Origin of the sequence: Pseudomonas sp. SWI36 (assembly GCF_002948105.1) — a bacterium.
In the GTDB taxonomy this organism is placed as follows: domain Bacteria; phylum Pseudomonadota; class Gammaproteobacteria; order Pseudomonadales; family Pseudomonadaceae; genus Aquipseudomonas; species Aquipseudomonas alloputida.
Window position 1 is genome coordinate 5,014,604 of record NZ_CP026675.1, and the last position, 21,189, is coordinate 5,035,792.

A 21,189-nucleotide genomic window follows, 5' to 3' on the forward strand; every position below is an offset into this window, starting at 1 on the left:
GAATGACACGGTCTTTTACGCCCATGGAACCGCCCACCCGCTACCCAAGTAGCATTCGTCACCCACCACCTGCTTCTTAAACTGATCACTCAGCCACCCCGTGCCGGAGACCACAATGCAGCAGGCTCATAACGACGGTGTGGTCAGTGCCATGTCTCAGGCTACCGACGCACGGCTGGCCGCTCAGGACCTGGCGCGGCAGTTGTTGCACCCGCACCTGGGTTTCGTGTTGTTCTTCTGCTCCGCCGAATACGACTTGCAGGCTTTGGGCGAAGCATTGGAACAGGACTTTGGCGGCATACGCCTGGTCGGCTGCACCAGCGCCGGTGAAATCACCCCGCTGGGCTACGGCCGCAATTGCGTGACGGCGGTGGGCTTCGATCACCGGCACTTTTCGATCGCCACCGCGTTGATCGATGAAATGGAGCGCTTCAGCCTGATCGACGCGCAGCAGATGGTCGAGCGGCTGGTCGGCACCTGCCGCAGCAATACCCTGGCGCCAATCAAGGGCCACAGCTTTGCACTCACGCTGCTCGATGGCTTGTCCAGCCGCGAGGAGATGGTGCTTGCCGCACTCAGCGCAGCCCTGGGGGATATCCCGCACTTCGGTGGCTCGGCCGGTGACGACAATTACCTGAACCGCACCCATGTGTATTACGGCGGTGCATTCCACAACGGCGCAGCCGTGGTGGTGCTGGTCAACACCTGGCTCGACTTCGAAGTGTTCACCACGCATCACATCCTGCCGCGCCAGGAAAAGCTGGTGGTCACCGGCGCCGACAGCGCCCAGCGCCGGGTTTTCGAACTGAATGCCGAGCCGGCGGCCGAGGAATATGCCCGCCACATCGGTGTGCCAGTGGCTGCGCTCGATCACCGGGTGTTCGCCGCCCACCCCCTGGCCGTGCGCATTCATGATCAGTACTACGTGCGGGCGATTCAGCAAATGCATCCTGACCTCAGTTTGAGCTTCTACTGCGCGGTGGAGAACGGCATCGTGCTCACGGCCATGACCCCGGGCCCGCTGTTGCCGAACCTGCACCAGCTGTTCGATGGCCTGCACCAGCGTCTCGGACCATTGCTGCTGACCATCGGTTGTGATTGTTTCCTGCGGCGGCTGGAACTGGAGGCCCATCACGGCCTGGAGCCGGTCGGCGCGTTCCTGCGCGAGCAACGGGTGATTGGCTTCAACACCTACGGAGAACAGTTCAATGGCATGCACATCAACCAGACCTTCACCGGGGTCGCCATTGCCCGCAACCGGCCTCCTGTCGGTCGCTGAACTGCAGGCCGAGCTGACCCGGCTGCAGCATCAGAACCACAAGCTGCAGCGCATCAATGACGCACTGATCGAGCGCATCGAGTCGGGCGTGACCCGGGGCAACGACCCATACGCCGCGTTCCAGCATTCGGTGGTGCTGGCCGAACAGGTGCGCGAACGCACCGATGCGTTGAACCAGGCCATGGCCGAGCTCAAGGCCGTCAACCGCCTGCTCAGCGAGGCCCGGCAGCGGGCCGAGACGGCCCACCAGCACCAGATTCGCCTGATTACCGACAACGTACCGGCACTGATCGCCTACCTGAACGCCGATCTGGTCTACGAATTCACCAACAAGGTTTACGAAGAATGGTATTGCTGGCCGCATGGCGTGATGCTGGGCCAGAGCCTGCGCGAGGCCCACAGCGAGCAGCACTACCAGCGCCTGGAAGGCTATGTGGCGCGGGCGCTGGCGGGGGAGAGCGTGACGTTCGAGTTCGCCGAGACCAATATCAACGGCCAGGAACGCTACATGCTGCGTTCCTACGTGCCGAACCGCCTGGCCAGTGGCGAAGTGGTGGGTATCTTCGTGCTGATCCGCGACATCACCGAGCGCCGCAACACCGCACAGGCGTTGCACCAGGCGTATCAGCACCTGGAGCAACGGGTGCGCGAGCGCACTGCCGAACTGACCAGCCTCAACGACCAGTTGCTGCGCGAAATCGAAGAGCGCAGCCAGGCCGAGTCGCGTCTGCGCGAGGCCAAGCGCGAGGCCGAGCAGGCCAACCTGTCGAAAACCAAGTTCCTTGCTGCGGTCAGCCATGACTTGCTGCAACCGCTGAACGCGGCGCGGCTGTTCACCAGTGCATTGCTCGAGCGCGACGAGCCGCAAAACGCTGCCCACCTGGTGCGAAATGTCAGCAATTCACTGGAGGATGTGGAAAACCTGTTGGGTACCCTGGTGGATATTTCCAAGCTCGATGCCGGGGTGATCAAGGCCGATGTCGCCCCGTTTGCCCTCCACGAACTGATGGACAACCTGGCTGCCGAATACGCCCAGGTGGCGCGTAGCGAAGGGTTAGAGCTGCATTTTGTGGGGTGTTCTGCCGTCGTGCGCAGTGACATCCAGCTGCTGGCGCGCATCCTGCGCAACCTGCTCAGCAATGCCATCCGCTACACCCGCAGCGGGCGCGTGGTGCTGGGGTGTCGGCGCCAGCGCGGTGGCGTGCGGATTGAAGTGTGGGACAGCGGCATCGGCATTGCCGAAGAACACCTGGAAGACATGTTCCTGGAGTTCAAACGGGGTGATGTGCAGCGCCCGGACCAGGACCGTGGGCTGGGCCTGGGCCTGGCAATCGTGGAGAAGATCGCCGGCATCCTCGGCCACCGGATCCGCGTGCGGTCATGGCTGGGCAAAGGCTCGGTGTTCGCTGTCGAGGTGCCGCTGAGCGCCACTGCACCCAAGGCCCAGCCGAGCCAGGCGATCTGCGAGCCAATGCTCGAACGCCTGCGCGGGGCGCGGGTGTGGGTACTGGATAACGATGCGGCGATTTGCGCGGGCATGCGCACCTTGCTGGAAGGTTGGGGCTGCCGGGTGGTCACTGCGCTGTCGGAAGAAGACCTGGCGCGCCAGGTGGACAACTACCACGCCGAGGCCGACCTGCTGATTGCCGACTACCACCTGGACAATGACTGCAATGGTGTCGACGCCGTAGCGCGGATCAATGCCCGCCGTGCCCAGCCGCTACCGGCGCTGATGATCACTGCCAACTACAGCAACGATCTCAAGCAGCAGATCCGCGAGTTGGGTCACACGCTGATGCACAAGCCCGTACGGCCAATGAAGCTCAAGACGGCGATGAGCCATCTGCTGGCCAGTGGCGTGGCATAGCGGTTGGCCGCTTCGCGGGTTTACCCGCGAAGCGGCCGGAACAGGTCAACGGCGCAGATAATCAGCAAAATCGATATCGCCAGCACTGAGGATGGCTTGTACCCGGTTGTGCACATTGAGTTTGCGCAAGATCGCCGAAACGTGGGCCTTGACTGTGGTTTCGGCGATGTCCAGCGTGTAGGCGATCTGCTTGTTCGATTCGCCTTTGGTCATGCGCTCGAGCACCAGCAGTTGCTTGCGGGTCAGGGCCTGGAGCATTTCCGGCGGGAAGCTCGGGGCATCGTTATGGCGCCGGCTGGTACTGCTTTTTTGCGCGCGGATGATGTCTGGCGGCAGGTAGACGTTGCCATTGAGGATCTGCTCGATCGCTTCGATCATCTGTGAGCGTGGCGACGACTTGGTGATGAAGCCCACGGCACCGTAGGTAATGGCCTGCAGCACGATCTGCTTTTCCTGCTCGGCCGAAACGATGACCACCGGAGTGGTCGGCGCCTCGTTGCGCAGGGTGATCAGGCCGTTGAGGCCGTGCATGCCGGGCATGTTCAGGTCGAGCAGGATCAGGTCGAGGTCGTCATGCGCCTGGGTCAGGGCCAGGGCGCTTTCAAGGTCGGCGGTCTCCATGACCTCGCTGCCCTGGAAACCATCGCTGATGACATTGTGGATGGCTTCGCGAAACAGGGGGTGATCGTCGGCAATCAGAATTTTGTACATGGCCTTTTCACCTTGTTTTTATTGGATGGAGCGGGGCACGCATACGCAGGCATTTCAGGGGAACGGCACCGGTTGTGCCGGCTGCAATGGCAGGTTGGCTTGCTGCCAGGCATCCAGGCCGTCGCGGTACCAATACAGGTTGTTATAGCCCAAGGCTTTCGCGCGTTTTACCGCGTTCCAGCTTAACCAGCAATCGGAGCGGCAGTAAAAGACCAGTGGTTGGTCCGGGTGCCCGGCCGTGGCTTTTTGCAGGTTGCGCACGAAGTAGTCCTGCCAGGCCGGGTTCAGTTCGCCGTCGCCGGTGTTGGCCAGCCACAGGCTGCCGGGGAGGTTGCTGTGCGGTTCGTCTTCGATGAAGCGACCTTGCAGCCATTGACGGCGATAGACGTCGATCAGCACCGGCCGGGGCGTCTGACCCAGCAGGCCTTGCAGTGTGGCGGTGTCGACGACCTGGCCGCCTTCGACCTGTTGCGGGGTCGGGCTGCGATAGTGCGTGGTGCGATAGCCGTCGGCGGAGAACAGCGGCGCCGTGTCAGCCTGGGCGATACCTAGCGTCAGGCTCAGCGAAAGTACCGCCAGCAAGGGGCGTGGCAGCCGGGGCAGGGCACGTGGCATGGAGGTTTTTCCTTTTTGTTATGGACTCATTACATGCCAGTGGCGGTGCTTTGTGAATGCGACGATAGACAGTAAATGCAGTACTAAAGTAGTAGATGGCCGGGCGCCTGAAGGCATGGAGACGCCCTAGGTGGGAGCAACTGTCTTGCTCAATTTCTGAAAGCTGGCGCGATCCGTGTGGGAGCGGCCTTGCGTCGCGAAAGGGCCGCAAAGCGGCCCCCGATTTCAGCTGCACCGCACACATGGCCGGGGCTGCTGCGCAGCCCAATCGCGACACAAGGCCGCTCCCACACGCGTTGCACGCCAGGTGTTCAGCGCGGCTTGCGCAGCGCTGCATGCTGGGGGTTGAAGGTGAGGATCGCCAGCAGGGTGAACAATGCGGTCAAGCCCAGGCACACCGCCAGCGCCAGCAAATTCAGCCGCTCATACAGTGCAAACCGCACCAGCTCTACGGCATGGGTGAACGGGTTCACAGCACACAGCCAGTACAACCACTGGCTGGCCTCGCGCATTTTCCACAGCGGGTACAGCGCCGACGACAGGAAGAACAGCGGGAAGATCACGAAGTTCATCACCCCGGCAAAGTTCTCCAGCTGGCGGATGGCGTTCGACAGCAATAGCCCCAGGGCACTGAGCATGAAGGCCACCAGCAGCAACGCTGGCAGCGCCATCAGCAAGCCCGCTGCCGGTGGTTGTACCCCGTATAACCAGGCGATGGCGAGGAATGCATAGACTTGCAGCAGGGAAATCAATGAAGTTGCCAGCAGTTTGCTGCCCAGCAGGAACGGGCGTGGCAGCGGGCTGGTCAGCAACACGCGCATGCTGCCCATCTCGCGGTCGTAGACCATCGACAGCGAGCCCTGCATGCCGTTGAACAGCAGAATCATGCAGGCCAGGCCGGGGATGATGTACACCTCGTAGGGGATGTAGGTGTCGTAGGGTTCGATGATGGCAATGCCCAGCGCTGCGCGAAACCCGGCAGCGAATACCAGCAACCACAGCAGCGGGCGCACCAGCGCGCTGAGCAGGCGTGTACGCTGCAGCACGAAGCGCAGCCATTCGCGCAGCATGATGCCGTTGAAACATTGCCAGTAAGCGTTCATCGGGCGTTGGCTCCTGAGGGGGCGTTGGTCAGGCGGGCAAAGGCGTGATCGAGGTCACCGCCGTGCTCAAGGCTCAGCGCATCGGCGGTGCCACTGGCCACCAGGCGCCCCTGATGCAGAATCAACAGGTCATCGCTGGGCTGCACTTCGTCCAGCAGGTGAGTGGCCCACAGCACACTGAGCTGCTGCTCGCGGCACAGCCGGCGCAGGTGCTGGTTAAGCGCCAGGCGGCTGGCCGGATCGAGGCCGACGCTGGCTTCGTCCAGCAGCAGCAGGCGCGGTTCATGCAGCAGCGCGCGGGCAATTTCCACCCGCCGCCGATGGCCGATGTTCAGCTCACGCACACGATCGCGCCGGCGTTCGCCAAGGCCTTGGCGTGCGAGTTCGGCCTCGACCCGCAGGTGGCTCTGACGCCGCGACAGGCCATGCAAGGCGGCGTGGTAGCGCAGGTTCTGCTCAACGCTCAGGTCCAGGTCCAGGGTGCTTTGCTGAAACACCACACCCAGCTGGCGCAAGGCCGGGCGTGCAGCGTTGCGTAGCGAGCAGCCGCACACGCGGATGTCGCCATGCTGCAGGTCGTACAGGCGCGTGAGCAGGGCGATCAAGGTCGACTTGCCGGCACCATTGGGGCCCAGCAACGCGGCGAAGCGCCCGGGTGCCAGGCTGAAACCGACCTGCCGGAGTGCCTCGCGCTGGCCATAGGCAAAGCTCACGTCACTGACGTCGAGGGCGTTCATGGTGTCACCACCACGCCCCAGGGGTAGCGCCCGACCTTCACCGACTTGAGCACTTTGAGCTGCTGCGCATCGATGACCGAAACGTCACCGCTGACACCGTTGGTGGCCAGCAACTGGCTCTGGTCCGGGGTGAATGCCAGCTGCCAGACCCGCCGCCCGACCAGCAGGTAGTCGAGCACATCAAAGGTCTTGGCATCGATCACCGCCACGTGGTTGGCCGGGCCCAAGGCGACGAAGGCGTACTTGCCATCGGCGCTGAGCTTGATGCCCACTGGCTGGACTTTGTCCGGGTGCACGCCCTTGATCTGGAAGTTCAGGGTTTTCAGCACCTGGCGCGTGGCCACGTCGAGTATGGTCACCGTGCCGCCGATTTCTGCCGAGGCCCACAGGCGCGAACCGTCTTTGCTGAACTCGACGAAGCGCGGGCGCTGGTCGACCAGCGTGCTGTCGGCCAGGGTCTGGGTGCTGGTGTCGATCCAGTGCAGCATGTTGGTGGTTTCGCTGGTGTTGACCGCCCACTTGCCGTCGGGGCTGACCGCCATGCCTTCGGGTTCGATGCCGACTTCGATCTGGCCGAGCACCTTGTCGGTGACGGTGTCGATCACCGTCACCAGCGCATCGTCCTCGTTTGATACATACAGCCAGCGGTCGTTGGGGTGCAGGGCGAACTGCTCGGGGTCCTTGCCGGAAGGCAGCTCCTTGATGATCTTGCGGGTGGCCACGTCCATCACCTGCACCCGGTCCGAATCGCTGGCGCAGATGTACAGCAGCTTGCTGTCGTGTGACAGCAGCAAGCCACGCGGGCGCTGGCCCACCGGCAGGGTTTCGGTGACTTCCAGCGTTTGCAGGTCGATCAGGCTGAGGCTGTTGTCCTTCTCGTTGGAGACCCAGGCGGTGGCAGCCATGGCGTGACTGCTGGCCAGCGCCAGGGCGCCCGACAGCAGGCTGGGGTAAAGCAGGGCCCGGTGGAAGAGGGGGAGGCGCATGGCGGATTCCTTATTGTTGTGGTTGTCGGGTCAGGGGTAGCTACACGTCACTTCGGGCTTGTCATAGCCCAGGCTGTCCATTTCGTTGAAGGGATGCAGGAAGCCCTCCTGCGGCGAGGTGCTGACCAGGGCGCGGGGCTGAACCAACGGGATCGGCTGGCGCAGTTCGCCGTTCCACGGGCGGTAACTGAGCTTGCGCCCCTTGAAGCCGTCCAGCGGCAACTGCTCGCTGAGCAGCAGTTGCTGCAGCGCGCGAGGTTCGGCCAGGCGCAGCTTGCTGGCCGCACTGGCGACACTGCGCACAGCCATCCAGGCGGCGAAGTCACGGTCATTCATCCAGCGCCCGGCCTGGGCCTCGAAGCGTTTTTGCAACTGCGCCGCCCCGAAGGTTTCCACCGTCTTGTGCCAGCCCGTGGGGGTCAGGCCCTGGGTACCGGCCACCGGGCGTGGATACCACGTCTGGTAGGGCAGGTACTCGCCGAAGTCACCGCGCTCGTCGGCCACCAGTACCACGTCGTATTCGGCAGTCTGGGTGAACAGCGGCATGTCGGCCTGGGCGCTGCGGCGCTGGTCGTTGTCGAACGTCCAGGTTTTTTCCGCGACCAGTTGCACGCCAAAACGCTTCACCGACCGCCGCAGGGCAGCGGCGTACGCCTGATCGTCCGGGGTCTGGCCGACCACCAGCAATGCCCGTTGCCATTTGCGCAGCACCAGAAACTGCGCCAAGGCATCGGCCAGCATGGCCCGGCTCGGCAGGCTGTGCAGGACATTGCCCAGGCACTGGCTGCTGCGCAGGCTGTCGTCGGGGCTGCCGGCGTTGAACAACAGGCTGTCGGGCAGGGCGGCAGACAGCGCGCGCAGGCTGGCGGCCGGGGCATTCACCACGAACAGGCGCAGGCCTTGTTCATGCTGGGCCCTGGCGGCTTGCAGCAGGGCCTCGGGGCTGTCGACATTGGCGCTGGTCAGCTGAAACTGCTGCTTCAGGAAGCGCCCGGTGCTGTTGCTGTCGACAATGGCCAGTTCGGCACCTTGGAGCCCGGCATCGCCGGGTTCGGGGATGACGTTGGACAGCAGCGGGCCAGCGGCGGGGCGATAGCCCAGGTAGCCGATGCGTATGTGCAACGGGGCTGCGGCCTGGCCCTGAGCGGCGGGCGCCTGGGGCGTAGCCAGCGTTGCGGCCAAGGCCAGCAGGCAGGTCAAGGCAAGGTGGGCAGGCTGGCGCATAACACACTCCACGGCAGATGGCGCCAGCATAGGAAGCCCGCCGGGAGGGGGAAATATGCAGAAAGTAGCGCTCGGCCGGTACCAAGGTAGTAATTCAGTGCGGGGGCCGCAGTTTTACGATGGTCCACAACGGCCTGAGGAGAACCGCTTGTGCGCCTTGTCAACTTGTCGGCCCTGTGGCGAGTCAACCTCTGGGTCACGTTGTGCTTCGCCTTGGTGACGCTGGCTTGTGCCGGGGTGCTGTTGCACCAGGCGGTGGCCGACGTCGAGCGTGAGTTGCAGTCAGCCGAAGCCGTGGTGGCATACCTGGGCGACACCGCCGAACGCGACCCGGCAAACCTGCAACCCGGCTTGACCAAGAGCCTGCGCCATGTGCGGGTGCATTGGCTGGCAGCGGGTGAGGTGCCAAGGCTGCCGCAAGAGGCCGGTATCGATGCCTGGCTCGGCCGCCAGTTGTTCGGCGAGCGCTACCAAAGCAGCCGGCTGCTGGACTTGAGTGATGGCCGCCGCGTGTTGATTGCCGTGGATGCGCGGGATGAAATCGATGAAGTCTGGGACTCCCTGCAACAACTGCTTGTCGTTTGTGGCCTGGCGTTGTTGCTGAGCTTGTTGACCATCCGCTGGGCGGTACGGCGGGCCATGGGCCTGCTGGATGAGCTGCTGGGCGCCTTGCATCAGGTTTCAGGCGGGCAATTGACGGCACGCCTGCGCGAAGCCGGCCTGCCGGAAGCGCGCCAGCTGGCCAAACATTTCAACCGCATGGCCGCAGCCCTGGAACAGGCCCAGGCCGACAATACCCAGCTGACCCAGGCCCTGCTGGCAGTGCAGGAGCAGGAGCGTACCCAGCTTGCGCAGACCCTGCACGATGATCTGGGGCAATACCTGGCAGGCATGCGTGCCCAGCTATGCCTGCTGCGTATGGTGGCCGAACAGCCTGAAGTGGTGACGCAGACGGCGCAGGCCCTTGAATTCAATTGCGAGCGCCTGCAGCAAGGTTTTCGCGCGCTGGTGCACAACCTGTATCCGGTGGCGCTGCACTACATGCCGCTGGCCGAGGCCTTCGGGCTGTTGGTGAGCCAGTGGCAGGCCAGCCAGGGCATCGAATGCCGGCTGCGGGTTGGCGAGCACTTGCCGGCGCTGACTGGGCCGAGCAGAACGCATTTGTACCGCTTGCTGCAGGAGGCGTTGACCAACGTCGCCCGGCATGCCGGTGCCAGCCAGGTGCGGGTACGCCTGCAGCGCAGTCGCAAGGGCTTGCGCCTGTTCATTCGCGACAACGGCTGCGGCGCCCACCAGCCCCAGCGCCCAGGGGTAGGCCTGCACTCGATGGCCGAGCGCGCCCGCAGCCTTGGGGGGGAGTTACGCATTTTCAGTCGCCCGGGGGCGGCTGGGCGCTGGCCCTTAACATTCCCCAGGAGGTGTGATGAATATCGTGTTGGTCGATGACCACGCCGTGGTCCGCCAGGGCTACGCCAGCTTGCTGCGGGCGGTGCTGCCATTGGTGCAGGTGCGTGAGGCCGCCAGTGGTGAAGAGGCGCTGGCCAGGGTACAGGAGCAGGTGCCCAACCTGGTGATCATGGATTTTGGCCTGCCCGGTATCAGTGGCCTGGAAACCACCCGGCGCCTGCGCCAGCGCCTGCCGCAGTTGCGGGTGCTGTTTTTCAGCATGCACGACGAGCTGCCGCTGGTGCGCCAGGCGTTGGATGCGGGGGCTTCGGGCTACCTGACCAAAAACTCGGCGCCCGAGGTGCTGATCGAGGCGGTGCAGCGGGTGTTGGCCGGGCATGCCTACATCGAGCAGCCCCTGGCCACCCAGCTGGCTTGCCTGTCACAGCAAAGCACCAGTGACCCCCGGTTGCAGCGCATGACCCAGCGCGAACTGGAGATATTCACGATGCTGGCCAAGGGTACCCCGGCGCGGGTGATTGCCGAGCAGTTGTGTATCAGTGCCAAGACCGTGTCCAACCACCTGACCTTGCTCAAGAGCAAGTTGCAGGTCAGCTCGCATGCCGAGCTGGTGCATCTGGGGATTGACCTGGGGGTGGTGCGGGTGGCGGGGTGAGGTATTTCATTGCACCTGTTGGGGCTGCGTCGCAGCCCTCCGCGCACAACGGAATGTGTCCAGCCCCCGACATGTGTCCACCCCCGAATCAGGCGTAGGAGCGGGTTTACCCGCGAATACGGTGTCGGCAGCAACAGTGAACGGCGGGTGGAAATTGGCCAGCAGGCCCGGCCCTTTCGCGGGTGAACCCGCGCCTACGACGGAATGTGTTCAACCCCCGATGCGTGTCCACCACCGATCCGTGTGTGTAGGAGCGGGTTTACCCGCGAATACGGTAGCGGCAGCAACAGTGAACGGCGGGTGGAAATTGGCCAGCAGGCCCGGCCTTTTCACGGGTGAACCCGCGCCTACAGGCTGCTCATTTGTCCCAGGTTTCAGGGCACCCCTTGCACCCCTCCATGTTGGCCTCCTGAAAATTCCCGTAATGCTGCCGCGCCCCGCGCAAATCGGCGTGTGCCAGATTGCTCTGGCCAAACTTGGCCTCCTGCAGGTTGGCATCGCCCAGGTTGGCCGCTTGCAGGTCGGCCTTGCTCAACCAGGCCATCTCCAGGTCCGCCGCCTGCAAGTTGGCCTGCTGCAGCTTTGCCCCGGACAGCCTGGCGAACTGCAGGTAGGCTGCGCGCAGGTCCGCCTTTTCAAACTGTGCACCCTGGGCGAACAAGCCCCAGCCTTGAATGGCCACCAGCCTGCTGTTGCTCAGGTCAGCCAGGCGCAGATTGCTCTGTTGCAGGCTGGCGCGGGTCAGGTTGGCACCTTGCAGGCGGGCTTTTTCCAGATTTGCCAGGTCCAGCTGAGCATGACGCAGGTCGGCATCGCGCAGGTCGGCACCGGCCAGGTTCATCTTGCGCAGGTCCTGGTTGGCCAGGTTGGCGCCGCGCAGGTTGGCCCCCGGGCACTGGCTGGCTTCGGCAATCACGCAGCCGTTGATGGTCAAGGGGGTATCGTTGCCGGCGTCGTCGGCGTTCACTGCCAGGGCAGGGGATAGCGCCAGCAGCAAGGTCAAGGGCAGGTAATTCATGGCAAAAGCCTCCGGTCAGGAGAAGGGCAGAAACGGGGAGGGGCGCAGGCCGCTCCCCGCTGCAGGTCAACGCTGTGCAGTCTTGTTGTCCCAGCTCGGGATCTTGAACACCCAGAACGAACCACCCTGAGCCACCGGCTTGGTCAGCTCGGCCATGTCGCCGCCCCACAGTGGTACTGCACCGCCGTAGCCCACGGTCACGCCGATGTACTGCTCGCCGTCCTGTTCCCAGGTGATGGGCGGCGAGACGATGCCGCTGCCGGTCTGGAACTTCCACAGCTCTTTGCCCGTTTTGGCGTCGAAGGCCTTGAAGAAGCCGTCGCCGGTACCGGTGAACACCAGGTTGCCCTTGGTTGCCAGCACCCCGGCCCACAGCGGCAGGTGCTCCTTGTGTTCCCACACCAGTTTGCCGGTGGACGGGTCCATGGCGCGCAACGTGCCGACGTGGTCGTCGTACATGCGCTTGATACGGAAGCCCATGCCCAGATAAGCCGAGCCCTTCTTGTAGTTCACTTCCTCGGTCCAGTATTCCTCTTTCCACTGGTTGCCGGGGATGTAGAACAGCCCGGTGTCCTGGCTGTAGGCCATGGGGTTCCAGTTCTTGCCGCCCAGGAACGGTGGCGAGACTTCCACCGGCTTGCCCTTGGTTTCACCCGGCAGCGGCTTGGCCGGGCGTTGGCCGGGGTTTTCCACCGGGCGCCCGGTCTTCAGGTCGATATGGCTGGCCCAGGTGATGTTGTCGACGAAGGGGAAGGCGTTCTGCAGCTTGCCGTTGTTGCGGTCGACCACATAGAAGAAGCCGTTGCGGTCGGCGTGGGCGGTGGCCTTGACCACGTTGCCGTTCTTGTCCTTGTAGTCGAACAGCACCAGCTCGTTGTTGCCGGAGAAGTCCCAGGCATCGTTGGGGGTATGCTGGTAGAACCACTTGACCTCGCCGGTACTCGGGTCGACGCCGACCTGGCCGGAGGTGTACAGGCTGTCGAAGTCATGCGGGTTGCCGTCTTTCGACGTGCGCGCCCAGGTATTCCAAGGGCCGGGGTTGCCAGCGCCGACAATGATGGTGTTGGTTTCGGGGTCGAAGCTCGCGCTTTGCCAAGGGGCTCCGCCGCCGTGGCTCCAGGCTTCGACCTTGCCGGTTTCGGTGGTAGGGTCGTCTGGCCAGGACGGCGCCTTGACGTCACCGGTCGGGGTGCTGTCCTTGCCGTTCAGGCGGCCCATGTGGCCCTCGACGAAGGGCCGCATCCACACTTCTTCACCGGTGTCCGGGTCGCGTGCGAACAGCTGGCCGACCACGCCGAATTCATCGCCGGAGCTGCCGTGGATCAGCAGCACCTTGCCGCTGGTCTTGTCCTTGATCAGCACTGGCGCACCGGTCATGGTGTAGCCGGCGCTGTGGTCGCCGAACTTCTTGTTCCACACCACTTTGCCGGTGCGCTTGTCGAGGGCGATGACACGCGCATCGAGGGTGCCGAAGTAGATCTTGTCACCGTAGATCGCCGCGCCGCGGTTGACCACGTCGCAGCAGGGACGAATGTTGTCGGGCAGGCGGTGGTTGTAGGTCCACAGGCGTTTGCCGGTCTTGGCATCGAGGGCGAATACCCGCGAGTACGAGCCGGTGACGTAGACCACGCCATCGCTGACGATGGCCTGGGATTCCTGGCCGCGCTGCTTCTCGTCGCCGAAGGAGTAGGACCAGGCCGGGGTCAGCTTGAACACGTTCTTGTCATTGACCTGGGCCAGCGGGCTCCAGCGCTGGGCATTGGTGCCCATGCCGTACTGCAGCACGTCCTGGGTGGTCAGGTGGTCATTGGCGATGTCTTCCCAGGTGACGTTCTTGCCGGCAGGTGCAGCGGGTGTGCTGGCCGCTGTTGCCACATTGCCCAGGGCCAGGCTACCGGCTATCAGCAGGACGCGCACGCTCAGGGCCAGCGGGGAAAGGGCGGGTAGCGATCTTATTGTCATGGTTGCAGTTCCCAGTGGAGGTTTTGGCCTGCACAGGGTGGGGCGCAGCGGCCATCGCGGGATACGGAAAAAGTCCCGCCATTGCCGGGAATAGTTCCCGCACGGCACCTCAATTGGCCCTTCGCCACAAGCCCTACTACCAAGGGATTAAGGCCCGGCCACCAAAGCAGCATTCGGCCACCCGCGGGCTGTTTCTAAGATGGCGGCACGGCCTCTGTGGTTGAGGCTTTGTGTGCAATGGTGAGGGCATAACAATGACAACAAAATGCAATGTGTTGCTGGCTGCTGGGTTGCTGGCCGCAGCCGTGCTGACCGGTACAGCCTGGGCCCATGGCAACGTGGTGCCCCAGGCAGTGGAGACCAAGGGCCTGACCCCGATCAAGGACACTGGCGTGAGCCTGGACGGCGACGGCTGGGCCGCGGTCAACCCGTACCGCAGCTCGCCCGAGCACGAAAAGGCCGTGGAAATCGGCGCCTCGGCCTACAACCAGAACTGCGCTGCCTGTCATGGCCTGGAGGCCAAGTCGGGTGGTATCGCCCCTGACTTGCGCATGCTCGATGCGGGTGATGCCGGCGATGAATGGTTCGTCGAGCGGGTACGCCACGGCGCGGTTCGCGACGGCCGCGTGTACATGCCGAAGATGGCCGACTACCTCAGCCAGGAAGCCCTGTGGGCGGTGCGCACCTACCTCGACAGCGTGCACGTCGAGGAGTGACGGCCATGCGTCTGTGGGCGGTGCTGTTGAGTGGCCTGCTGCTGTGTTGCGCGGCGGCCCAGGCGCAGGTGCGCAACTATGACGCGATCATCGCCGCCGGCGAGCTCAAGGTGGCAGTGTACAAGGATTTCGCCCCCTACAGTTTCCAGGACCACGGCCAGCCGCGTGGTGTCGATGTGGAGCTGGCGCAGGCCCTGGCCACGGCCTTGGGGGTACGCCTGCAACTGATCTGGGCGCCACCCGGAGAAAAGCTCGACGATGACCTGCGCGACTACATCTGGCGTGGCAGCCCGCTGCGTCATCAGCAATTGGCCGACCTGATGATGCGGGTGCCTTACGATCGCGCCTACGCGCAGCGGCGCAACGAGCTGGGGGAGCTGGAAAACGCCCAGGTGGTCATGTTCGGCCCCTATCAGCAGGAGCGTTGGCAGGTGGCCTACGATCGCCGTCGCCTGGCCTCGGTGGCCAGTGTCGCGGTATTCCAGCAGCATCCTATCGGGGTCGAGGTGGACAGCGTGCCGTCGTTCTACCTGACATCGGTGTTCAACGGCATGCTCAGCGCCAGGACCCACCATTACCCCAGCGTGCAGCAGGCGTTCGCTGCCATGCAGGCCGGCCAGGTGGACGCAGTGATGGCGATGCGCGGCGAGGTTGACTGGCAGCTGCACCAGGCCGCCGACCCACAACTGGCCTTGGCAGAGAACGCCTACCCGAACCTCGGCAAACAGGCCTGGGAAATCGGCATGGCCGTGCATGAAAGCAACCGGCAGTTGGCCTACGCGGTGGAGGAGGCCATGGAAGCGATGATTCGCGATGGCCGGCTCAAGGCGATGTATGCCGCATACGGCCTGCGTTACGAGGTCCCGGAGATGTATCAATAGGAGTGGCCATGAACTGGCGAGCAACTTTCCTGCTGGCCTGCTGGATGCCCTGGGCCGCCCAGGCTGCGACACAAGGCACCCACACAGACCCGGTGCCTTCCGTGATGTGGGACTTCTACCACAAGCAGTTGCTGGGGCAGGCGGCGTTCGTGTTCGATGACCGTGTGAAGCTTCTGGCGCCGCCCTTTGCCGAGGATGCACGGCAGGTACCGCTGGAGATCGACGCCCGGGCGTTCACGGGCGAGGTGGTGCGGATAATTGCCTGGGCAGAGCTGAACCCTCTGCCGCGCATCGTCGACTTTCAGCCCGGTGAGCGCGTGTTGCCCTGGTTGTCGATCCGCATCCGCATCGAACAGGCCACACCGTTGCGCGCCGCCGTACTGACACGCGATGGCCTGTGGCACGTCGGTTCGACCCTGATCGATGCTGCCGGCGGCGGTTGTACCGCACCCAGCGTGGTGCGCACCCAGCCCGGCTGGGAGGAGCACCTCGGGGAGGTGCTGGGCGGGCGCTACCCGCGTGGCGACAGCAGCCGCCTGCGCCTGCAGGTGGCCCACCCCATGGATAACGGCCTGGTCAGCGGCATTCCTGAGTTCTTTCTCAACCATGCCGAGTTGCAAGGCGCAGATGGCCAGCGCCTGGCCAGCCTGGAGCTGTACCCGGCGGTCAGCGAAAACCCCAACCTGGGCTTTGACATTCAGGGCCCCGGGCCAACACGGCTGCTGTTGCGGGACAACAGCGGCAACCAGTTCGAGGCGGCGCTGCCCTGAGCGCGTTGTCTGATTTCACCCTGACCCGAGGCACCATCATGCGTTGGATCCTGTTGTTGCTGCTGTGCCTGGGGCTGCCGGCCCAGGCTGATCTGGTGTACCGGCTCACACCCCGGCAGATCGCCGAGGGCACCTGGTTGCTGGAAGGCAGCACCGACAATTTCGCCAAGGCCAATGGCGGCAATGTGGTCAACACCGCGTTCATCGTCACCGACAGCGGTGTGGTGGTGATCGACAGCGGGCCGTCGAAGGGCTATGGCGAGGCATTGCGCAAGGTAATTGCCACCCTCACCGACAAGCCGGTAGTGGAGGTGCTGCTGACCCATCATCATCCGGACCATGTGCTGGGCAACCAGGCCTTTGCCGATGTGCCGATCGGTGCCCTGGCCGGCACCCGCGACCTGCTGCGCCAGCAAGGCGATGCCATGGCCGAGAACATGTATCGCCTGGTCGGCGACTGGATGCGTGGTACCGAGGTGGTGCTGCCGACCCGGGTGCTGCAGCCGGGGGTGCATGAGGTGGGCGGGCACCGCCTGAGGTTGCTGGGGCTGGGCGGGCATACGGGTGCCGACCTGGCGATTTTCGATGAAAAGACCGGCGTGCTGTTTGCTGGCGACCTGGTGTTCTACCAACGCGCCCTGACCACGCCCAACAGCCCGGGGCTGGACGTGTGGCTCAAGGACCTGGATACCCTGCAGGCACTGCCCTGGAAACAGCTTGTACCCGGGCATGGCCCGTTGGCCAGTGATGCGCAGCCGTTCGTGCAGATGCGTGACTACCTGGGCTGGCTCGATGGCCTGATGCGCGATGGCGCGGCGCGCGGTGACGACATGGCCGAGATGATCCGCAGCCCCATTCCCGAACGGTTTGCCGGGATAAGCCTGACGCGTTATGAGCTGATCCGCAGTGTCAGCCACCTGTACCCGCGTTACGAGCGCCAGCAGTTGCAGCGCTTGCCATGACATTTTTTGTGCCTGTCAGCCCCCGTGCCGCCCACCCATCGCTCAGGCCGCTACCAAGGAACTAGAAAACTCCGCACTGCGAGCAATTGTTGGCAATCGGGTCGGGACCAAGAATTCCCGACACACCGGGAAATTTTCCCGGGCACAACAAAAAAACCAAAGGTAGCCGTCATGACCCGATCCCCACGTCGCCCCTTGTTCGCCGTGAGCCTGGTGCTCAGCGCCATGCTGCTTGCCGGCGCGGCTCACGCCGCTGTCAGCAATGAAGAAATCCTCCAGGACCCGAAGAACCCGCAGCAGATCGTGACCAATGGCCTGGGCGTGCAGGGCCAGCGCTACAGCCCGCTGGACCTGCTCAACGTCAATAATGTCAAGGAGCTGCGCCCGGTCTGGGCGTTCTCCTTCGGTGGGGAGAAGCAGCGCGGCCAGCAGGCCCAACCGCTGATCAAGGACGGGGTGATGTACCTGACCGGCTCCTACTCGCGGGTGTTCGCCGTGGATGCCCGCACCGGCAAGAAACTGTGGCAATACGATGCACGTCTGCCGGATGACATCCGCCCTTGCTGCGACGTGATCAACCGCGGCGTCGCGCTGTACGGCAACCTGGTGTTCTTCGGCACGCTGGACGCCAAGCTGGTGGCCCTGAACAAGGACACCGGCAAGGTGGTCTGGAGCAAGAAGGTCGCCGACCACAAAGAAGGCTACTCCATCAGCGCCGCGCCGATGATCGTCAATGGCAAGCTGATCACAGGCGTTGCCGGCGGCGAGTTCGGCGTGGTGGGCAAGATCCAGGCCTACAACCCGGAAAACGGCGAGCTGCTGTGGATGCGCCCCACCGTGGAAGGGCACATGGGCTATGTGTACAAGGATGGCAAGGCGATCGAGAACGGTATTTCCGGCGGTGAGGCGGGCAAGACCTGGCCTGGCGACCTGTGGAAGACCGGCGGCGCCGCGCCGTGGCTGGGCGGTTACTACGACCCTGAAACCAACCTGATCCTGTTTGGTACCGGTAACCCGGCGCCGTGGAACTCGCACCTGCGCCCCGGTGACAACCTGTACTCCTCCTCACGCCTGGCACTGAACCCGGACGACGGCACCATCAAGTGGCACTTCCAGAGCACGCCGCATGACGGCTGGGACTTCGACGGCGTCAACGAGCTGATCTCGTTCAACTACAAGGACGGCGGCAAGGAGGTCAAGGCTGCCGCTACGGCCGACCGCAACGGTTTCTTCTACGTGCTCGATCGCACCAACGGCAAGTTCATCCGCGGCTTCCCCTTCGTTGACAAGATCACCTGGGCCACTGGCCTGGACAAGGACGGCCGGCCGATCTACAACGACGCCAGCCGCCCGGGCGCACCCGGCAGCGAGGCCAAGGGCAGCTCGGTGTTCGTCGCGCCGGCCTTCCTCGGCGCCAAGAACTGGATGCCGATGGCCTACAACAAGGACACAGGGCTGTTCTACGTGCCGTCCAACGAGTGGGGCATGGACATCTGGAACGAAGGCATCGCCTACAAGAAAGGTGCGGCGTTCCTCGGTGCCGGCTTCACCATCAAGCCGCTCAATGAAGACTACATCGGCGTGCTGCGTGCCATCGACCCGGTCAGCGGCAAGGAAGTGTGGCGCCACAAGAACTACGCGCCGCTGTGGGGCGGTGTGCTGACCACCAAGGGCAACCTGGTGTTCACGGGCACGCCAGAGGGCTTCCTGCAGGCATTCAACGCCAAGACCGGCGACAAGGTCTGGGAATTCCAGACCGGCTCAGGCGTGCTTGGCTCGCCCGTCACCTGGGAAATGGACGGCGAGCAATACGTTTCGGTGGTCTCCGGCTGGGGCGGCGCGGTGCCGCTGTGGGGCGGCGAAGTGGCCAAACGGGTCAAGGACTTCAACCAGGGCGGCATGCTCTGGACCTTCAAGTTGCCCAAGCAGTTGCAGCAAACGGCAAGCGCCAAGCCATAACGCCTGCCTACTGCCGCTTGCTGCCGCTGATCTGCTGGCAAGCGGCCCTACTACCAAATGACGAGAGCCCCGCTGCCAACGATGCATTCGCCCGGCACGCGGGGCTTCTTACCATCGGTGCATCGCCTGTCGTGGGACAGGCACCGACCCGCAGAGGCTCAGCATGATCTACGCACAACCCGGAACTCCAGGCGCCGTCGTATCCTTCAAACCCCGTTATGGCAACTTCATCGGTGGCGAGTTCGTGCAGCCGTTGGCTGGCCAGTACTTCACCAACAGCTCGCCGGTCAATGGCCAGCCGATTGCCGAATTCCCGCGCTCCACGGCCCAGGACGTCGAGCGCGCCCTGGACGCCGCGCATGCCGCCGCCGAAGCCTGGGGCAAGACCTCGGTGCAAGACCGTGCGCGGGTACTGCTGAAAATTGCCGACCGCATCGAACAGAACCTGGAAGTGCTGGCGGTTACCGAAAGTTGGGACAACGGCAAGGCCATACGCGAAACCTTGAATGCCGACGTGCCGCTGGCAGCGGACCACTTCCGCTATTTTGCCGGTTGCATCCGCGCCCAGGAGGGTGGCGTAGGCGAGATCAACGAAGGCACCGTGGCTTATCACATCCACGAGCCGCTGGGTGTGGTGGGGCAGATCATCCCGTGGAACTTCCCGCTGCTGATGGCCGCCTGGAAGCTTGCCCCGGCCTTGGCCGCTGGCAACTGCGTGGTGCTCAAGCCCGCAGAGCAGACGCCGCTGTCGATTACCGTCTTTGCCGAACTGATCGCCGACCTGTTGCCGGCAGGCGTACTGAACATCGTCCAGGGCTTTGGCCGTGAGGCCGGCGAGGCGCTGGCCACCAGCAAGCGCATTGCCAAGATCGCTTTCACCGGGTCCACCCCGGTGGGCTCGCACATCATGAAGTGCGCGGCCGAGAACATCATCCCGTCCACCGTCGAACTGGGCGGCAAGTCGCCGAACATTTTCTTCGAAGACATCATGCAGGCCGAGCCGGCGTTCATCGAGAAGGCTGCCGAAGGCCTGGTGCTGGCGTTCTTCAACCAGGGCGAGGTGTGCACCTGCCCGTCACGGGCGCTGATCCAGGAGTCGATCTACGAACCGTTCATGGCCGAGGTGATGAAGAAGATCGCCAAGATCACCCGCGGCAACCCGCTGGATACCGAAACCATGGTGGGTGCCCAGGCGTCCGAGCAACAGTACGACAAGATCCTTTCGTACCTGGAGATTGCCCGGGAAGAGGGCGCGCAGCTGCTCACCGGCGGTGGTGCCGAGCGGCTGCAGGGTGACCTGGCCAGCGGTTACTACATTCAGCCAACGCTGCTCAAGGGCAACAACAAGATGCGCGTGTTCCAGGAAGAAATCTTCGGGCCGGTGGTGGGCGTGACCACCTTCAAGGACGAAGCCGAAGCGCTGGCGATCGCCAACGACAGTGAATTCGGCCTGGGCGCCGGCCTGTGGACCCGCGACATCAACCGCGCTTACCGCATGGGCCGCGGGATCAAGGCCGGGCGAGTGTGGACCAACTGCTACCACCTGTACCCGGCGCATGCGGCGTTCGGGGGGTACAAGAAGTCCGGTGTTGGCCGTGAGACCCACAAGATGATGCTTGACCATTATCAGCAGACCAAGAACCTGCTGGTGAGCTACGACATCAATCCGCTGGGCTTCTTCTAGACCGCGTCGCGGCCTTCGCGGGCTCGCCCGCTCCCACAGGTTCACCGTTGGTTCCAGAACCGGTGAAGAACCTGTGGGGGCGGGCGAGCCCGCAAAAGGGCCGGCACATGCATGGCCTACCCGTACCAACGCACCCCGCAAGCTCGTTCCAAAGTAGCATTCGGTCCAGTCCGCCCCCGTGCATTAATGTTTCTACCGGAATCCTCCGGCACAAGAAGAGGACTTGCCCTATGTGGACTAAACCCGCCTATACCGACCTGCGCATTGGCTTCGAAGTGACGATGTATTTCGCCAACCGTTGATGACGGCCCGGCCATCGCCACGGTGGCCGGATCCTCCTGGAGCATGCGCCTGTGAACCTGATTGATCGCCAGCAGGCCCTTGCCTTGGGGCGAGGCTTGCGCCTGGGCTGGGAGCCACAGAAGGCTTGCCACGTGCTGTTGTACGCCGGGGGCATCATCGAGCTCAATGCCAGTGCCGGCTGGGTCCTGGAGCTGCTGGACGGCCACAGTACCGTGGCAACGGTCATCGACCGCCTGGCACAACGCTTCCCCGATGTACCGGGGCTCGAAGAGGACGTACTGGCGTTTCTGGAGGTGGCCCGCGCCAAATCCTGGATAGAATGACCGGTAGCCCCGCTTTGGTCTGGTTGC

19 protein-coding genes and 1 pseudogene are annotated in these 21,189 nt (G+C 63.9%); 12 read left to right on the forward strand and 8 right to left on the reverse strand.

Features of this window, described 5'->3' with window-relative positions:
- Positions 1–115: 115 nt before the first annotated feature.
- Together nosP and C4Q27_RS23870 are read left to right on the forward strand one after the other, a co-directional pair.
- Positions 116–1,279 (forward strand): nitric oxide-sensing protein NosP, encoded by a 1,164-nt coding sequence (gene nosP / locus C4Q27_RS23865; protein ID WP_014591394.1) that lies wholly within the window; start codon positions 116–118, stop codon positions 1,277–1,279.
- Complete coding sequence (locus C4Q27_RS23870) at positions 1,248–3,146, forward strand: NahK/ErcS family hybrid sensor histidine kinase/response regulator (protein WP_014860443.1); 1,899 nt, start codon at positions 1,248–1,250, stop codon at positions 3,144–3,146. Before nosP ends, C4Q27_RS23870 begins: the two co-directional genes overlap by 32 nt.
- A gap of 45 nt (positions 3,147–3,191) precedes the next feature.
- Here the strand turns inward: C4Q27_RS23870 and C4Q27_RS23875 are convergent, their stop codons facing one another.
- The 6 genes from C4Q27_RS23875 to C4Q27_RS23900 form a co-directional block, all read right to left on the reverse strand.
- A complete protein-coding gene (locus tag C4Q27_RS23875; RefSeq protein ID WP_003254108.1) occupies positions 3,192–3,857 on the reverse strand; it encodes a response regulator transcription factor in 666 nt (221 codons plus the stop codon).
- 54 nt (positions 3,858–3,911) lie between these two features.
- Positions 3,912–4,472 carry a PQQ-dependent catabolism-associated CXXCW motif protein gene (locus C4Q27_RS23880; protein ID WP_064490934.1) on the reverse strand — a complete coding sequence of 187 codons (561 nt, stop codon included), beginning with the start codon at positions 4,470–4,472 and terminating at the stop codon, positions 3,912–3,914.
- 311 nt (positions 4,473–4,783) lie between these two features.
- Positions 4,784–5,575, reverse strand: coding sequence for an ABC transporter permease (locus tag C4Q27_RS23885; RefSeq protein ID WP_010953586.1), 792 nt, complete (start codon positions 5,573–5,575; stop codon positions 4,784–4,786).
- A complete protein-coding gene (locus C4Q27_RS23890; protein ID WP_003254104.1) occupies positions 5,572–6,312 on the reverse strand; it encodes an ABC transporter ATP-binding protein in 741 nt (246 codons plus the stop codon). Before C4Q27_RS23890 ends, C4Q27_RS23885 begins: the two co-directional genes overlap by 4 nt.
- Complete coding sequence (locus tag C4Q27_RS23895) at positions 6,309–7,217, reverse strand: YVTN family beta-propeller repeat protein (protein ID WP_371919378.1); 909 nt, start codon at positions 7,215–7,217, stop codon at positions 6,309–6,311. Before C4Q27_RS23895 ends, C4Q27_RS23890 begins: the two co-directional genes overlap by 4 nt.
- A gap of 111 nt (positions 7,218–7,328) precedes the next feature.
- Positions 7,329–8,522, reverse strand: coding sequence for an ABC transporter substrate-binding protein (locus C4Q27_RS23900; protein ID WP_014860446.1), 1,194 nt, complete (start codon positions 8,520–8,522; stop codon positions 7,329–7,331).
- Between the two features lie 150 nt (positions 8,523–8,672).
- On the opposite strand from C4Q27_RS23900, the pseudogene C4Q27_RS23905 reads away from it, so the two are divergent.
- Together C4Q27_RS23905 and C4Q27_RS23910 are read left to right on the forward strand one after the other, a co-directional pair.
- Positions 8,673–9,946: pseudogene (locus C4Q27_RS23905) on the forward strand (histidine kinase).
- Complete coding sequence (locus tag C4Q27_RS23910) at positions 9,946–10,584, forward strand: response regulator transcription factor (RefSeq protein WP_003254098.1); 639 nt, start codon at positions 9,946–9,948, stop codon at positions 10,582–10,584. The pseudogene C4Q27_RS23905 and the gene C4Q27_RS23910 overlap by 1 nt, the downstream one beginning before the upstream one ends.
- 358 nt (positions 10,585–10,942) lie before the next feature.
- On the opposite strand, the gene C4Q27_RS23915 is transcribed toward C4Q27_RS23910, so the two are convergent.
- Together C4Q27_RS23915 and exaA are read right to left on the reverse strand one after the other, a co-directional pair.
- A complete protein-coding gene (locus C4Q27_RS23915) occupies positions 10,943–11,602 on the reverse strand; it encodes a pentapeptide repeat-containing protein (RefSeq protein WP_064490938.1) in 660 nt (219 codons plus the stop codon).
- Positions 11,603–11,668: 66 nt separating this feature from the next.
- Positions 11,669–13,564 (reverse strand): quinoprotein ethanol dehydrogenase, encoded by a 1,896-nt coding sequence (gene exaA / locus C4Q27_RS23920; protein WP_033726729.1) that lies wholly within the window; start codon positions 13,562–13,564, stop codon positions 11,669–11,671.
- A 254-nt stretch (positions 13,565–13,818) separates the two neighbouring features.
- Between exaA and pedF the strand changes: the two genes are divergently transcribed.
- The 8 genes from pedF (at position 13,819) to pqqD (ending at position 21,162) form a co-directional block, all read left to right on the forward strand.
- Positions 13,819–14,280 carry a cytochrome c-550 PedF gene (pedF, locus tag C4Q27_RS23925; RefSeq protein WP_014860448.1) on the forward strand — a complete coding sequence of 154 codons (462 nt, stop codon included), beginning with the start codon at positions 13,819–13,821 and terminating at the stop codon, positions 14,278–14,280.
- Positions 14,281–14,285: 5 nt separating this feature from the next.
- On the forward strand, positions 14,286–15,161 hold the full coding sequence (locus C4Q27_RS23930; RefSeq protein ID WP_012052781.1) for an ABC transporter substrate-binding protein: 876 nt from the start codon (positions 14,286–14,288) through the stop codon (positions 15,159–15,161).
- Positions 15,162–15,169: 8 nt separating this feature from the next.
- Positions 15,170–15,931, forward strand: a complete 762-nt coding sequence (locus tag C4Q27_RS23935; RefSeq protein ID WP_104887450.1) for a quinoprotein dehydrogenase-associated SoxYZ-like carrier — start codon at positions 15,170–15,172, stop codon at positions 15,929–15,931.
- A gap of 38 nt (positions 15,932–15,969) precedes the next feature.
- Positions 15,970–16,893 carry a quinoprotein relay system zinc metallohydrolase 1 gene (locus tag C4Q27_RS23940; protein ID WP_104887879.1) on the forward strand — a complete coding sequence of 308 codons (924 nt, stop codon included), beginning with the start codon at positions 15,970–15,972 and terminating at the stop codon, positions 16,891–16,893.
- A 171-nt stretch (positions 16,894–17,064) separates the two neighbouring features.
- Positions 17,065–18,852, forward strand: coding sequence for a PQQ-dependent alcohol dehydrogenase PedH (gene pedH / locus C4Q27_RS23945; RefSeq protein ID WP_019436699.1), 1,788 nt, complete (start codon positions 17,065–17,067; stop codon positions 18,850–18,852).
- Between the two features lie 163 nt (positions 18,853–19,015).
- On the forward strand, positions 19,016–20,536 hold the full coding sequence (locus C4Q27_RS23950) for an aldehyde dehydrogenase family protein (protein ID WP_003254088.1): 1,521 nt from the start codon (positions 19,016–19,018) through the stop codon (positions 20,534–20,536).
- Positions 20,537–20,766: 230 nt separating this feature from the next.
- Positions 20,767–20,838 carry a pyrroloquinoline quinone precursor peptide PqqA gene (gene pqqA / locus C4Q27_RS23955; protein WP_003243383.1) on the forward strand — a complete coding sequence of 24 codons (72 nt, stop codon included), beginning with the start codon at positions 20,767–20,769 and terminating at the stop codon, positions 20,836–20,838.
- A 51-nt stretch (positions 20,839–20,889) separates the two neighbouring features.
- A complete protein-coding gene (gene pqqD, locus C4Q27_RS23960; protein ID WP_064490943.1) occupies positions 20,890–21,162 on the forward strand; it encodes a pyrroloquinoline quinone biosynthesis peptide chaperone PqqD in 273 nt (90 codons plus the stop codon).
- Positions 21,163–21,189: the final 27 nt, after the last annotated feature.

Coding starts and splice junctions, on each gene's coding strand:
- C4Q27_RS23900 (WP_014860446.1), bottom strand. CDS start 8,522: ATGCGCCAGCCTGCCCACCTTGCCTTGACCTGCCTGCTGGCCTTGGCC.
- C4Q27_RS23890 (WP_003254104.1), bottom strand. CDS start 6,312: ATGAACGCCCTCGACGTCAGTGACGTGAGCTTTGCCTATGGCCAGCGC.
- exaA (WP_033726729.1), bottom strand. CDS start 13,564: ATGACAATAAGATCGCTACCCGCCCTTTCCCCGCTGGCCCTGAGCGTG.
- C4Q27_RS23950 (WP_003254088.1), top strand. CDS start 19,016: ATGATCTACGCACAACCCGGAACTCCAGGCGCCGTCGTATCCTTCAAA.
- C4Q27_RS23940 (WP_104887879.1), top strand. CDS start 15,970: ATGCGTTGGATCCTGTTGTTGCTGCTGTGCCTGGGGCTGCCGGCCCAG.
- C4Q27_RS23915 (WP_064490938.1), bottom strand. CDS start 11,602: ATGAATTACCTGCCCTTGACCTTGCTGCTGGCGCTATCCCCTGCCCTG.
- C4Q27_RS23885 (WP_010953586.1), bottom strand. CDS start 5,575: ATGAACGCTTACTGGCAATGTTTCAACGGCATCATGCTGCGCGAATGG.
- nosP (WP_014591394.1), top strand. CDS start 116: ATGCAGCAGGCTCATAACGACGGTGTGGTCAGTGCCATGTCTCAGGCT.
- C4Q27_RS23910 (WP_003254098.1), top strand. CDS start 9,946: ATGAATATCGTGTTGGTCGATGACCACGCCGTGGTCCGCCAGGGCTAC.
- C4Q27_RS23875 (WP_003254108.1), bottom strand. CDS start 3,857: ATGTACAAAATTCTGATTGCCGACGATCACCCCCTGTTTCGCGAAGCC.
- C4Q27_RS23935 (WP_104887450.1), top strand. CDS start 15,170: ATGAACTGGCGAGCAACTTTCCTGCTGGCCTGCTGGATGCCCTGGGCC.
- C4Q27_RS23895 (WP_371919378.1), bottom strand. CDS start 7,217: ATGGCTGCCACCGCCTGGGTCTCCAACGAGAAGGACAACAGCCTCAGC.
- pedH (WP_019436699.1), top strand. CDS start 17,065: ATGACCCGATCCCCACGTCGCCCCTTGTTCGCCGTGAGCCTGGTGCTC.
- C4Q27_RS23880 (WP_064490934.1), bottom strand. CDS start 4,472: ATGCCACGTGCCCTGCCCCGGCTGCCACGCCCCTTGCTGGCGGTACTT.
- C4Q27_RS23930 (WP_012052781.1), top strand. CDS start 14,286: ATGCGTCTGTGGGCGGTGCTGTTGAGTGGCCTGCTGCTGTGTTGCGCG.
- pedF (WP_014860448.1), top strand. CDS start 13,819: ATGACAACAAAATGCAATGTGTTGCTGGCTGCTGGGTTGCTGGCCGCA.